Source organism: Streptomyces sp. NPDC058683, assembly GCF_042716195.1.
GTDB lineage: Bacteria > Actinomycetota > Actinomycetes > Streptomycetales > Streptomycetaceae > Streptomyces.
Window position 1 is genome coordinate 124,941 of sequence record NZ_JBHXSK010000014.1, and the last position, 12,821, is coordinate 137,761.

General features: G+C 72.9%; 10 protein-coding genes. 6 read left to right on the top strand and 4 right to left on the bottom strand.

The features are described from left to right. Positions 1-109: 109 nt before the first annotated feature. Both mgtA and ACFWXC_RS17410 read right to left on the bottom strand, forming a co-directional pair. Positions 110-2,614, bottom strand: coding sequence for a magnesium-translocating P-type ATPase (gene mgtA / locus ACFWXC_RS17405; protein WP_384479525.1), 2,505 nt, complete (start codon positions 2,612-2,614; stop codon positions 110-112). Next, positions 2,604-2,966: an ArsR/SmtB family transcription factor gene (locus ACFWXC_RS17410; protein ID WP_384479527.1), complete on the bottom strand. Its 363-nt coding sequence runs from the start codon at positions 2,964-2,966 to the stop codon at positions 2,604-2,606. Before ACFWXC_RS17410 ends, mgtA begins: the two co-directional genes overlap by 11 nt. Positions 2,967-3,153: 187 nt before the next feature. On the opposite strand from ACFWXC_RS17410, the gene ACFWXC_RS17415 reads away from it, so the two are divergent. Beyond that, the gene (locus tag ACFWXC_RS17415; protein WP_351729144.1) at positions 3,154-3,609 is read left to right on the top strand and encodes a TerB family tellurite resistance protein; all 456 of its coding nucleotides are present in this window, start codon (positions 3,154-3,156) and stop codon (positions 3,607-3,609) included. 12 nt (positions 3,610-3,621) lie between these two features. On the opposite strand, the gene ACFWXC_RS17420 is transcribed toward ACFWXC_RS17415, so the two are convergent. Further along, positions 3,622-5,136 carry a M81 family metallopeptidase gene (locus ACFWXC_RS17420; protein ID WP_384479529.1) on the bottom strand — a complete coding sequence of 505 codons (1,515 nt, stop codon included), beginning with the start codon at positions 5,134-5,136 and terminating at the stop codon, positions 3,622-3,624. 52 nt (positions 5,137-5,188) lie between these two features. Beyond that, on the bottom strand, positions 5,189-6,382 hold the full coding sequence (locus ACFWXC_RS17425; RefSeq protein ID WP_384479531.1) for an ROK family protein: 1,194 nt from the start codon (positions 6,380-6,382) through the stop codon (positions 5,189-5,191). 184 nt (positions 6,383-6,566) lie between these two features. Here ACFWXC_RS17425 and ACFWXC_RS17430 point away from each other — a divergent pair, with 184 nt between their 5' ends. Genes ACFWXC_RS17430 through ACFWXC_RS17450 form a run of 5 tightly spaced genes read left to right on the top strand, consistent with a single transcriptional unit; the run spans position 6,567 to position 12,814 of the window. Next, on the top strand, positions 6,567-8,324 hold the full coding sequence (locus ACFWXC_RS17430; RefSeq protein WP_384479533.1) for a peptide ABC transporter substrate-binding protein: 1,758 nt from the start codon (positions 6,567-6,569) through the stop codon (positions 8,322-8,324). Positions 8,325-8,326: 2 nt separating this feature from the next. Then, positions 8,327-9,286 carry an ABC transporter permease gene (locus ACFWXC_RS17435; protein WP_384479534.1) on the top strand — a complete coding sequence of 320 codons (960 nt, stop codon included), beginning with the start codon at positions 8,327-8,329 and terminating at the stop codon, positions 9,284-9,286. Further along, complete coding sequence (locus ACFWXC_RS17440; RefSeq protein ID WP_384479536.1) at positions 9,283-10,155, top strand: ABC transporter permease; 873 nt, start codon at positions 9,283-9,285, stop codon at positions 10,153-10,155. Before ACFWXC_RS17435 ends, ACFWXC_RS17440 begins: the two co-directional genes overlap by 4 nt. Further along, a complete protein-coding gene (locus ACFWXC_RS17445; RefSeq protein ID WP_384479537.1) occupies positions 10,152-11,876 on the top strand; it encodes a dipeptide ABC transporter ATP-binding protein in 1,725 nt (574 codons plus the stop codon). The genes ACFWXC_RS17440 and ACFWXC_RS17445 overlap by 4 nt, the downstream gene beginning before the upstream one ends. After that, the gene (locus ACFWXC_RS17450; protein ID WP_384479539.1) at positions 11,873-12,814 is read left to right on the top strand and encodes an ROK family protein; all 942 of its coding nucleotides are present in this window, start codon (positions 11,873-11,875) and stop codon (positions 12,812-12,814) included. Before ACFWXC_RS17445 ends, ACFWXC_RS17450 begins: the two co-directional genes overlap by 4 nt. Positions 12,815-12,821 lie beyond the last annotated feature (7 nt).

Here is a 12,821-nt window from a genome sequence, read left to right on the forward strand (position 1 = left end):
TGCCGACGGAAGGTGCTTCCTGCGCCCGGCCGGACAGCGACGATTGCTACATTGCGCAACTGTACAACCCGGGCTGGGAGGCGGTGCCCCGGCACGGCCCCGTGATCCCTTACGGCCGGCGCCGGTCGTGGCGTGCCCGAACCGCCCTCAGGGCCAGGGCGTACAGCGCCAGGACGGCGGCGAGCAGCAGCGGGTAGGCGGGCGGCAGCCCGGTCATGCCGAGGGCCGCGCCCATGGGGCTGGGCGGGAGCAGCAGGCCGACGGCGGCGAGCGCGGCGGCGGCCCGGCCGACGGGCCCGGGCCGGGTGCCGCCGCGCAGCAGGAACATCACCAGGGCCTGGGTGAGCAGGTTCTCGGTGAACCAGGCCGAGTGGAAGACGGCCTGGTCGTCGAGGGCGTCGGGACCGCGCAGGGCGAGCGCGAGGACGCCGAAGGTGGCGAGGTCGGCGATCGCGTTGAGCACGCCGAAGCCGGTGATGAACCGCAGGAAGGCGTGCGGTCGCAGCACGGTCGGACGGCGCAGTGTCGCCGGGCCGGGGCGGTCGTGGGCGAAGGCGAGCTGGGCGGCGTCGAAGCAGAGGTTCTGGACGAGCACCTGGGCCGGGAGCATCGGAAGGAAGGGGAGCAGCAGCCCGGCGGAGAGCATCGCGAGGACGTTGCCGAGGTTGGAGGAGAGGGTGACCCGCAGATAGGAGGCGATGTTGGCGCTGCTGTACCGGCCGGCGGTGACGGCGTGTCCGATCGCGCCGAGGTCCTTCTCGGCGAGCACGACGTCGGCGGTCTCGCGGGCGAGGTCCACGGCGGTACGGGGCGCGATCCCGACGTCGGCCGCGCGCAGGGCGGGGATGTCGTTGACGCCGTCGCCGAGGAAGCCGACGGTGTGCCCGGCGGCGCGCAGCCCGCTGACGATGCGGGCCTTGTCCTCGGGCGTGCAGCGGGCGACGACGCCGGCGTCCAGGTCGAGGGGATCACCGGCCACGGTCACCCGGTCCACGTCCAGGCCGAGGTCCCGGCAGGCGCGGGCGGCCGTGGCGGGGTGGTCGCCGGTGAGGACGCGGACGGTGATGCCGAGGCCGGTGAGGCCGCGCAGGGCCTCGGCGGCGCCGGGGGCGAGGGCGTCCCGGAAGGTGACCAGGCCCCGGAAGGTGAGGCCGTGTTCGTCGGCGGCCGTGTAGGGGCGGGTGCGGGCGGGAGCTTCGGCGGTGGCGACGGCGAGCACGCGCAGCCCGGCGCCGGCCTCGCGGGCGGCGAGGGCGAGCAGTCGTTCGTGTTCGGTGGGGTCGAGGTCGCAGCGGGCCAGTACGTCCTCGGCGGCGCCCTTGGTCACCAGGACATGGGTGCCGAGACCGCCCGCGACGACGGCGGTGGCGGTGCGCCGCCCGGGGGCGAAGGGAACGGCGCCGATGCCGTCGTACTCCTCCCCCACCGGTCCGGCCGCCGTGAGCAGGGCCTCGTCCAAGGCGTCGGCGGCGGGCAGTTCGGCGAGCTGGAGGGTCCACCAGGCGCCGACGGCCGCCCAGCGCAGCACCTCCGGGTCGTCCTGCCCGTCGGGACCGAGGGCGCGTTCGACGACGGGGCGGTCCTGGGTGAGGGTGCCGGTCTTGTCGAGGCAGAGGACGTCGGCCGCGCCGAGGTCGTGCAGCGCGGGCAGGCGTCGTACGACGACCCGGTGGGTGCGGGCGAGCCGGGCGGCGCCCCGGGCCAGACAGGTGGTGACGATCACCGGGAGCATCTCGGGGGTCAGCCCGACGGCGACCGCGACCGCGAAGGGCAGCGTCTCCAGACCCCGGCCGCGCAGCGCGGCGTTGGCCATGAGGACCAGCGGCGGGGTGAGCAGCATGAACCGGATCAGCACCCAGGAGATCCCGTGCACGGACCGGTCGAAGGCGCTCGCCGCCCGCCGCCCGCCCGCCGCGCTCTGTACGGCGGCGAACCGGGTCCGCTCTCCCGTCGCCACGACGACCGCCGTGGCACTGCCCGAGGCGACCCCGCTGCCCTGGAAACAGAGGTACGGCTCCTGGAAGGGACCCTCCTCGGCCGCGTCGCCCGCGTCGGGGACCTCGGCGGCGGCCTTGGCGACGGGCGCCGACTCGCCGGTGAGCACGGCCTGGTGCACGGTCAGCCCACGGGCCCGCAGCAGTCGTACGTCGGCCGGGACCAGGTCGCCGGGGCCGAGCCGTACGACATCGCCCGGGACCAGTTCGGCGACCGGGATCTCCCGGGCCCGCGGTGCCGTCTCCGTGCCCGTGCGGCGCAGCACGGTGGCGGTGCCGGCGACGAGTTCGCGCAGGGCGGCCAGGGAGCGGTCGGCGCGGTGTTCGCCGGCGGCGCGCAGTCCGCAGCTGACCGCGACCAGGGCGAGGATCACGACGGCCGTGCCCCAGGAGGCGACGACGGCGGAGACCAGGCCGAGGGTGAGCAGGACGGCGGTGAAGGGGTCGCGCAGGGCCCGGGCGCAGCGCAGCGGCCAGGAGGCGGTGTGCAGAAGGGGAGGGGTGTTCTCGCCTGCGGCGGCGAGCCGGGCCGCGGCCTCGGCCTCGGTCAGCCCGCGCGGTCCCGTGTGCAGCCGGCGCAGCACCTGCAGCGCGGTGGCGGCCTCGCCCTCAGAGGCCACGGAGGCGGCGAGGGGCCGGGAGTTCGGCGCCGGTGGTGCGGGCGGTGAGGCGGCCGACGAGGAGGCGTACGACGTCGACCACGTCCGGGTCGTCCACCAGGTACACCTGGCGGCGGCCCTCCCGGCGGGAGCGGACGAGGCCTGCGAGCTTCAGCTTGGTGAGGTGCTGGCTGACGGCGGGCAGCGCGCCGCCGACCCGCTCGGCGAGACCGGTGACGTCGCTCTCGCCCTGCGCCAGCGCCCAGACGATGTGCAGCCGGGCGGGCGAGGCGAGCAGCCCGAAGGCCGCGGCCGCCTCCGTGAGCACGTCCGCGGAGGGGTCGTCGTAGCCGCTGCCGGGCGGTGTCGCCACTGTCGTACTCCTCCTGTCCACCGCGTCGAGGGGACCCGTTCCGGATCGGAGGGAACAGTCTAGGGCGCGGGAACTTCTCCGCGGCCGTGTCAGTTTCTACGTTGTTGTAGAAGTAAATTCCTGGCAAGCAGGACTCTTGGCAAGCAAGGCTCTTGGCAAGCACATACCGACCGAGGAGTGAGTGCGCATGGCTCTGTGGGACCGCATCAAGGACTCCGCGACGCAGATGCAGACCCAGCTCGTGGCGAAGAAGAACGACTTGAAGAGCGGTGCGTTCCGCGATGCGAGCATGGCGATGTGCGCGCTCGTGGCGGCTGCCGACGGCACCATCGATCCGGCGGAGCGGCAGCGCGTCGCCCAGCTCATCGCCACCAACGAGGTGCTGCAGAACTTCCCGGCGGACGACCTGCGCCGGCGTTTCGAGGAGAACCTGAACAAGCTGACCGCCGACTTCGCCTTCGGCAAGGTGAGCGTTCTCCAGGAGGTCGCCAAGGCGAAGAAGAAGCCGGCCGAGGCGCGTGCCGTCATCCAGATCGGCATCGTGATCGGCGGTGCGGACGGCGACTTCGACAAGACCGAGCAGGCCGTGGTCCGCGAGGCCTGCTTCACCCTCGACCTGCCGCCGCACGAGTTCGACCTCTGACCGGCGCGGTCCTCACTCCTCGGCCCCGGACACGGTGGCCGGTTCGTTCGACGCCGGGATGATCCGGGCCCGCAGGTCCGGGTCCGGCATCCCCGGGTCGAAGGGGAACAGGGGGCGGCGGACCCGGTGGTGGCCGAGACGGGCGAGGTCCTGGTCGACGCCGCCCGGCGTGAGGGCCATCTTCCAGTCCGCGGCCATGGCGTACAGCTCGGGCTCCAGGTAGCCGATCTTCACGATCACGATGTCGACGGTCCGCGGATCCAGGTCCAGGTCGGTGAAGTCGTGCTCGTGGTGGTACGGCTTGCGCAGCCGGGTCAGGATCACATGGACACCGCCGACCCGGAGGACGACCTCGGTACCGGCGTCCCGGTCGCCGTGCCGGACCGCATGGACCACGCCGGTCAGCGTGAGTGGTCCGCAGTGACGGTCGTCGACCTCGGCCCCGGCGGTGACGGTGACGGTCGCGCCGACGCCGGCCCGGACGGCGGCCTCGACGGCGGCGGGGCCGGGCAGCGAGGCGTAGACGACCTGCGGGCCGAACGCGTCCCGGAACTCCGGCCGGGCGAGCACCTGCCGAAGTCCCCAGGTCACGTCGCCGGCGCCGCCCGCCGTCGGGTTGTCGCCGGTGTCGCTGATGAAGTAGGGGCGGGCCGTGGCGGCCAGGGCATCGTCGAGACAGTCGTCGAGGGTGCCGGTCGGCGCGACGAACGCGAAGTCGTGGCGGGCCTTCCAGAAGCCGAGCGCCAGTTGTTCCGCGCCCGCCGTCACCGCCGCCCGGTCCTGGCCGGTGACCACGACGGCGGCCCGGTTGCGCGGTTCGTCGGCCCACGCGTAGCCGACCCAGACCGCCGCGTCGAGGACTCCGGGCCGTGCCGCCACCTCGTCGACCGCCGCGTACACGCTCCTGGCGGGCTCGATCCGGGTCGAGGTCTGTTCCCCGGCCAGCAGGACCGGGACCGGGATCCACACCTTGACCGGCCGGGGCGCGCCGTCCACCAGCCGGCCGAGCAGGTTGCGGGCGGCCCGTTCTTTGGTCTCCAGGGTGTCCTCGTGCGGGGCCGTGCGATAGCAGGTGATCAGGTCGCTCAGGTGGACAAGGCCGCGGGAGACGTTGCCGTGCAGGTCCATGGAGGTCGACACCAGGGTGTCCGGGCCGGTCACCTCGCGGATACGGGCCAGGAGTTCGGCCTCGGCGTCGTCGAGGCCCTCGACGGTCATGGCACCGTGGATGTCGTACCAGAGGCCGTCGACGGGACCCAACTCCGCGAGCCGCTCGACGAGTTCGTCGGACAGGGCACGGTAGGCGGCCGCCGTCACCGTGCCACCGGGCAGGGCCTTGCCGACCAGGACACCGCGCCAGTCGGCGGCGGCCCGCAGCGGGGTGCCCTCCGCGAGGAAGGGGTAGCCGGTGAGGACGTCGGCGCCGCGCCGGGGGTGGAAGGCGGGGGCCTCGGTGCGGGCCGGGGAGAAGGTGGACGACTCGATGCCGAGACCGGCGATCGCGATGACGGGGTGGGACGGGGACATGGCTCCTCCGGAACGGGACGGGGCCGAGCGGGCCGGCCGGTGACGGTGGGGCTCAGTGGTGGTGGGCGGTGGCCGTGTGCAGGGCCTGGGCCAGGGCGCGTTGGAGGGCGAACCGGCCCGCGCCGGCCAGTCCGGCGTCGGCGCCGAGGCTGGCCCGCTCGATCACCAGATGCTCGGTCACCAGCGGATGGCAGCCCTCGTAGAGCTGGCTGCGCACGGCGGCGACGAACGGTTCCAGCGTGGAGAGGATGCCGCCGAGGTACACGGCGTCCGGGTTGAAGAAGTTGACGTTGGCGGCCAGCACCATGCCGAGGTAGCGCCCGGCCTGCCGGACCGCCCGGGTGGCCTCGGGGTCGGCGTCGGAGGCGAGTCGTACGACGTCCTCGGTGGAGGCCACCGCCAGGCCGCGCTCGCGCAGGATCCGCACCAGCGCCGCACCGGAGGCGACGGTCTCCAGACAGCCGGTGTTGCCGCAGGAGCACGGGATGTCGTGGGCGGCCTCCACCCGGACGTGCGTGATCTCCCCGGCCGCGCCGGTGCCGCCCCGGTAGAGGCGGCCGTCGGCGATGACGCCGGCGCCGATCGCCGTGCCGGTCTTGACCATGATGGACTGCCGGCGTTCGGGCGGCTGGGCCCCGTGTTCGCCGACGGCCATACAGTTGGCGTCGTTCTCGATGGCCGCCGGCACTCCGAAACGGTCCTCCAGCCAGGTGCGCACGGGAAAGCGGTTCCAGCCGGGCATCCGGGACGGCAGGGTGACGACTCCGGAGACGATGTCGACCGGTCCGGGCAGCGAGAGGCCGACACCGCGCAGCAGTTCCCGGCCGTGCTGTTCGGCGAGTGCCTCCAGGGTCGCGGCGAGGCCGGGCAGCGCGGCCTCGGGTCCGTCGGCGGTCGCGAACGGCACGGTGGTGACGTCGGTGAGCACGCCGCCCGCCTGCATCACCCCCACATGGGCGTGCCGGCCGCCGAGTTCGGCGGCCACGGCGAAGCCGTCCCTGCCGCCGAGCCGCAGCGTCTTGCGGGGCCGGCCGCCGGCCGAGGACACCGTGCCTTCCTCGGCGACCAGGCCATGGGCCATCAGCTGGCCGACCGCCGACGAGACCGTCGAGGGCGCCGCGCCCAGGAGGGCCGCCAGTTCGGTGCGCGAGGCGGCCTGTCCGGAGGCCAGGAGGTCGAGGACGCGCTCGGCCAGCACGGGGTGACCGGCGGATGGCTTGCGACGCCGCCGACTTTCTTCGGTCATGGACGGGGTTTCTTCCGGCATCGGGGACGGGTGGCGTCGAGCGTAAGCCCCACGGCAAGGCCGTCGGCTTTCTCCAGAACAGCAGAAACAGGCTTTTTACAGGAACACACCTGTTTCTTCGACCAGTCGAATCGTTGACTGTCCCTCACCCTCTTCCTCCGGTCCTCTTTTTTCGAGGTGAGCCATGTCCCCCCTCCGCCCCGGGCTCCTCGCCGGCGCCCTTCTCTCCGCGAGCACCCTGCTGCTCGCGGGGTGTTCCGGGTCGAGCGGTACGTCGTCGTCCGCGTCCCACGACTCGATCGACTACGCGCTGCCCGCCAACTTCACACCGAACTGGATCCTGCCGATCGGCACCGCGGCCCACCTCAACACCAACAACATCTCGATCGCCAACTCCCTCTGGGAGCCGTTGATCGCCTACGACGGCTCGACCGGCTCGATGGGCTGGAACAAGAAGGGTTCCGTGGCCACGGCCGCCACGTTCGCCGCGGACCACAAGAGCGTGACGATCACCCTGGGCGACCGGCACTGGAGCGACGGCAGGCCGATCACCTCCGCCGACGTGGCGTTCTGGTACGACCTGATCAAGGCGAACAAGGCGCAGTGGGCGGGCTACAACCCCGGCAAGGCCCCGGACAACTGGACGTCCTTCAAGACCGTCGACAGCCGCCGCTTCACGATCACCTTCGACAAGGCCTACAACCCGCAGTGGATGCTGGCGAACGAGCTGAGCTCGATCAACCCGCTGCCCAAGCACGCCTGGGACAAGGGCGGCAGCGCCAAGGAGGAGTGGACCTACCTGAACGACGCGGCGAAGAACATCGCCGGGTACCAGACGAACGCTTTGTGGAAGACGATCAGCGGCCCGTACGCCGTGAAGTCGTTCTCGACGGCCGGCAAGGTGGTCCTGACCGCCAACAAGAAGTACGACGGCGGCGAGAAGCCGGCCATCACCACGGTGAATCTGCTGCCCTTCACCACCACCGACGCGGAGAAGAACGCCCTGCGCTCGGGCAGCGTCGACTACGGCTACATCGAGGCGACCGACCTCGACCAGAAGGACAGCTTCACCGCGCGCGGCTACTCGGTGAAGCCGTGGACCGGCTGGGCGATCACCTACATGCCGTACAACTTCAACAACCCGGCGATGGGCGCGGTGTTCAGGCAGTTGTACGCACGGCAGGCGATCCAGCGGTCCATCGACCAGACGACCCTCGCGAAGGTCGTCTTCAACGGCACCGCGGTACCCGGCTACGGCCCGATCCCGCAGGCCCAGTCCTCGGACTTCGTGTCGGCGGCGCAGCGGGCCAACCCGTATCCGTTCTCCACCGCGGCGGCCAAGTCCCTGCTGACCGCCCATGGCTGGACGGAACAGGGCGGGGTGATGACGTGCACCGGCCCGGGGGCAGGGGCGGACCGGTGCGGGGCCGGGGTCGCCAAGGGCACGAAGTTCGAGATGCAGGTGCTGTCGCAGTCCGGGTCGACGGTGACCGACAACATGATGAGCGCGATCCAGTCCTCGCTCGCCGACACCGGCATCAAGTTCAGCATCAAGACCGCGCCGGTCAACTCGGTACTGTCACAGACCCCGCCGTGCACGGCGGGCCAGTCGATCTGCGCATGGCAGCTGTCGTTCTTCGGCACGGCGGGCAGCTGGTACTTCCCGGCCTTCCCGACCGGTGACTCGCTCTTCCAGTCCAAGGGCGGCTCCAACTTCGGCAACTACTCCAACACGGCCGTCGACAAGCTCATCGCGGCGTCCACGACGGCGAGTTCGAACGCGGTGATCCAGGAGTACAGCGCGTCCCTCGCCAAGGACCTGCCGGTGATCTGGCTGCCCGAGCCCGACTACCAGATCTCCGTGATGCGCAACGGCCTCGGCGGCTTCTCCCAGGACCCGCTCGCCAACTTCCACCCCGCGCAGTGGAAGTGGACCAGCTGAGCATGGACACCGCGTTGTTCCTCGCCCGGCGCCTGCTCCAGGCCCTGGTGGTGATCCTCATCGTCACGGTCGTGGTGTTCTGTCTGCTGCACGCGCTCCCCGGGGGTCCCGCGCGCGGGATCCTCGGCCCGCAGGCCACCGCCCAGCAGATCACCTCGTTCAACCACGAACAGGGCCTGGACCGGCCGCTGCCCGTCCAGTACGTCTACTACCTGCGCACCCTGCTGCACGGCGACCTCGGCACCTCGTACACCCTCAACGAGGCGGTCTCCCGGCTGATCGAGCAGCGGCTGCCGAAGACCCTCGTACTGACCGTGCTGTCGGCGCTGCTCGGCCTGCTGGTCGCGGTGCCGGTCGGCATGTGGCAGGCGGTGCGGCGGGACCGGCCGGTCGACTACGCCCTGACCACGCTGAGCTTCGTGGCGTACGCGACGCCCGTGTACTTCCTCGGGCTCGTCCTGGTCCTTGTCTTCACGCAGTGGCTGCCCTGGTTCCCCTCCCAGGCGCCCCAAGGGGACACGCTGGCCCAGGTGTTCGCGGATCCGGCGGGCCTGGTACTGCCGGTGGTGACGGGTGCCGCGTCGATGGTCGCCGTGTTCAGCCGGTACATGCGGGCGGCGACCCTGGACAACCTCTCCGAGGACTACGTGCGTACCGCGCGGGCGGGCGGCTCGACACCCGGCAGGATCCTGTGGCGGCACGTGTTCCGCAACTCCCTGACCCCCGTGACCGCCATGCTCGGCTACTACGTCCCGGTGCTGTTCGGCGGTGCCCTGGTCGTCGAGCAGCTCTTCAACTACCCGGGGATGGGGCTGCTGTTCTGGAGCGCGGCACAGTCCTCCGACTATCCGGTGCTGCTCGGCTGTGTCCTGGTCATCTCCGTCGCGACCGTCGTGGGCACCCTGCTGGCGGACGTCGTCCAGCGGATCATCGACCCCCGGGTGAAGGGAGGCCGGGCATGAGCGCCCTGACCGAGACCGTGCCGGTGGTGAGCCGACGGCCGCTGTCCGTGCGGCGGTTCGCCCGCAACCGGACGGCGGTGGCCGGAGTCGTGGTGGTCGTCCTGTTCCTGCTGTTCTGCTTCGCCGGCCCGCTGCTGCACGCCACGGACCAGACCCGCACCGATCTCTCCCAGGTCAACCTCGCGCCGAGCGGGGCGCATTGGCTGGGCACGGACGCCGTCGGCCACGACGAGCTCGGCCGGCTCATGTACGGCGGCCGGGTCTCCCTGCTGGTGGGCCTGGCGGCCGGCGTCCTCGCGACCGTGATCGGCACGCTCTGGGGCGCGGTGGCCGGCTACGCGGGTGGCTGGGTGGACGCGGTGATGATGCGCGTGGTCGACGCGGGCATCGCCATCCCGGCCCTGTTCATCCTGCTGGTGGTGTCCGCGATCAGCGATCCCGGTCCGCTCGGGCTGGTCCTCATCCTGGGTCTGGTCTCCTGGCTGGTGCCGTCCCGGCTGGTGCGGGCGGAGACCCTGACGCTGAAGAACCGTGACTACGTCCTGACGCTGCGCGCCATCGGCGGCACCCACGGCCGGGCGATCCTGCGGCACGTCCTGCCGAACTCGGTGTCGACGATCGTGGTCGCGGCGACCTTCCAGGTGGCGGACGCGATCCTGCTCGTCGCCTACGTCTCGTATCTGGGCCTGGGGGTGCAGCCGCCGCGCACCGACTGGGGCGGCATGCTGTCCGCCGGTCTGACGGCGGCCTACTCCGGACGCTGGTGGCTCATCGTTCCGCCCGGCCTCGCGATCATCCTCGTCGTGTGCGCGTTCAACGCGATCGGCGACGGGCTGCGCGACGCCTTCGACGTGAGGGGACGCGGATGAACAACCCCGACATCTCCGGTACTCCCCGGACCCCCGACGACCGGGCCGTCCCCGACGACCGGGCCGTCCCCGACGACCGGGCCGTCCTCGACGTCCGGGATCTGGCCGTGACCTTCGCGACCGACACCGGTCCGGTGCCCGCCGTTCGCGGGGTGTCGCTGCGGGTGCGGCCCGGGGAGACGCTCGCGCTGGTCGGCGAGTCCGGGTCCGGCAAGTCCACCGTGGCGCTGGCCGCGTTGGGGCTGCTGCCCGGCAACGCCGTGACGACCGGCCGGATCACGGTCGGCGACACGGACGTCGTCGGCGCGGGCGAGCCCGAACTGACGCGGCTGCGCGGCCGTACCGCGTCGATGGTGTTCCAGGAACCGGCCACCGCGCTGGACCCGCTCACCCGGGTCGGCGCCCAGATCGCGGAGGTCGTCCGCAACCACCGGGAGGTGTCGCGCGCCGAGGCCGCCGCCGAGGCCGTCGCCCTGCTGCGCAGGGTGGGCATTCCGGAGCCGGAGCGGCGGGCCAGGGCCTTTCCGTTCCAGCTCTCGGGCGGACAGCGGCAGCGGGTCGTCATCGCGATGGCCGTCGCCAACTCCCCCGGTCTCCTGGTCGCCGACGAGCCGACCACCGCGCTCGACGTCACCGTGCAGGCCGAGATCCTGGACCTGCTGCGGGAGCTGGCGGCCGACGCGGGCACCGGCGTGCTGCTGGTCACCCACAACATGGGTGTGGTCGCCGACTTCGCCGACCGGGTCGCGGTGATGCTGCGCGGCGAGGTGGTGGAGACCGGGCCGGCGGAGGAGGTGCTGCTGCGTCCCGCCCACGAGTACACCCGGCGGCTGCTGGCGGCGGTGCCCCGGCTGACGGCCGACGGACCCGCCGCCGAGGACGTCGTGGCGCCCGAGGGGGAACCGGTCGTCCGGCTCCGGGACGTCTCCGTCCGCTTCGGCCGTGGCCGGGGTGCCGTGTCCGCCCTCCAGAAGGTCTCGTTCACGGTCCGGGCCGGGGAGACGGTCGGGCTGGTGGGCGAGTCCGGGTCCGGGAAGTCGACGGCGGCCCGGGTGGCGCTGGGCCTGGTCACGCCCGACGCCGGGGCGGTCTCGCTGTTCGGGGCCGATCTGCGGCGCAGCCGGGGCCGGGCCAGACGGCGGCTGCTGTCCGGGGTCGGGGTGGTGCTCCAGGACCCGGTGGCCTCGCTGGACGCCCGGATGAGCGTCGCGGAGTGTGTCGCCGAGCCGCTGCGGGTGCACCGCCGGGACCTGTCGGCGGCCGAGCGCCGCGCCCGGGTCGCCGAGGCGCTCGATCTGGTCCGGCTGCCCGGCCGGGTGGCGGGACGCGGACCGCGTGAGCTCTCCGGCGGTCAGCGGCAACGGGTCAGCCTGGCCCGGGCGCTGGTGCTGGCGCCCCGGCTGCTGGTCGCGGACGAGCCGACGAGCGCACTGGACGTGAGTGTCCAGCGCACGGTGCTGGAGGTGATCGCCGAGCTGCAGCGCGAGCTGGGGTTCGGCTGCCTGCTGGTCTCGCACGATCTCGCGGTGGTACGGGAGTTCGCCGCGCGGGTGGTGGTCATGCGGGGCGGACGGGTGCTGGAACAGGGGGCGACCGCGACGACCCTGCGCCACCCGGAGACGGAGTACACCCGCGGGCTGCTCGCCGCCGTGCCGGTACCCGATCCGGTGCTGCAACGCGCCCGCCGGGCGGCCGTACGAGGACAGGAGGCCGGCGCGTGAGCGACGCACCCGAGGCGTTCGCGGGGATCGACATCGGCGGGACGACCACCCAGGCCGTCCTGTGCACGCCGGATCTCGCCGTCCTGGACCGGGCGCAGCTGCCGACCCCGGCCGCCGAGGGCGGCACCGCCATGGTCGGCGCCGCCCTGACCGTCGTACGACGGCTGCTGGAGCGCACGCCGGTACGGCTGCTCGGTGCCGGGGTCGGGGCGGCCGGGGTGGTGGACGCGCGGGCCGGGCGGATCCTGGTGGCCAGCGACTCCTTCCGGGACTGGGCCGGTTACGAGGTCACCGCGGCGGTCCAGGAGGCGCTCGGGGTACCGGCGTCCCTCGACAACGACGTCAACGCCTTCCTGCGCGGCGAGGTGGCGCGGGGCGCGGTCGTGGGCGAGACCCATGTGCTCGGCATGACGCTGGGCACCGGGGTGGGCGGGGCGCTGTGGCTGGACGGCGAGCTGTACGACGGCCCGTGGGGCGCGGCGGGCGAGATCGGGCATGTGCCCGGCTTCGGCGGGCTGCCCTGCACCTGCGGTGGGCGGGGCCATCTGGAGACGCTGGCGTCCGGCCGGGCGCTGGCGGCGCGGTACGCCGAGCGGACCGGGCGTACGGCGACCGCCCGGGAGCTCGCGGTGGCGGCGGGGCGAGGCGACGCGGACGCGGTCGCCGTGTACGAGGCGGCCGGGGCCGCCGTCGCCCGCGCGATCCTGCTGGTGGCGGGGCTGCTGGACGTCACCACGTGTGTGGTGGGCGGCGGTGTGAGCCGCTCCTGGGCACCGCTGGAACCGGCCCTGCTCGCCGTTCTGGCGGCCGAACCCCCGGTCAGTGGCAGGCCGGTGCGGGTACTGCCGGCCCGTCTGGGCGAGGACGCCGTCGCGGTGGGCGCGGCGGCCCGGATCCGGGCGCGGCTGCTCGCGCAGGCACCCGAGACGGTCACCTGAGCAGTGC

Bases quoted from the DNA above. Each gene is read 5' to 3' on its own strand.
- ACFWXC_RS17435 (WP_384479534.1), top strand. From the start codon at position 8,327: ATGGACACCGCGTTGTTCCTCGCCCGGCGCCTGCTCCAGGCCCTGGTG.
- ACFWXC_RS17415 (WP_351729144.1), top strand. From the start codon at position 3,154: ATGGCTCTGTGGGACCGCATCAAGGACTCCGCGACGCAGATGCAGACC.
- ACFWXC_RS17420 (WP_384479529.1), bottom strand. From the start codon at position 5,136: ATGTCCCCGTCCCACCCCGTCATCGCGATCGCCGGTCTCGGCATCGAG.
- ACFWXC_RS17430 (WP_384479533.1), top strand. From the start codon at position 6,567: ATGTCCCCCCTCCGCCCCGGGCTCCTCGCCGGCGCCCTTCTCTCCGCG.
- ACFWXC_RS17445 (WP_384479537.1), top strand. From the start codon at position 10,152: ATGAACAACCCCGACATCTCCGGTACTCCCCGGACCCCCGACGACCGG.
- ACFWXC_RS17440 (WP_384479536.1), top strand. From the start codon at position 9,283: ATGAGCGCCCTGACCGAGACCGTGCCGGTGGTGAGCCGACGGCCGCTG.
- ACFWXC_RS17425 (WP_384479531.1), bottom strand. From the start codon at position 6,382: ATGACCGAAGAAAGTCGGCGGCGTCGCAAGCCATCCGCCGGTCACCCC.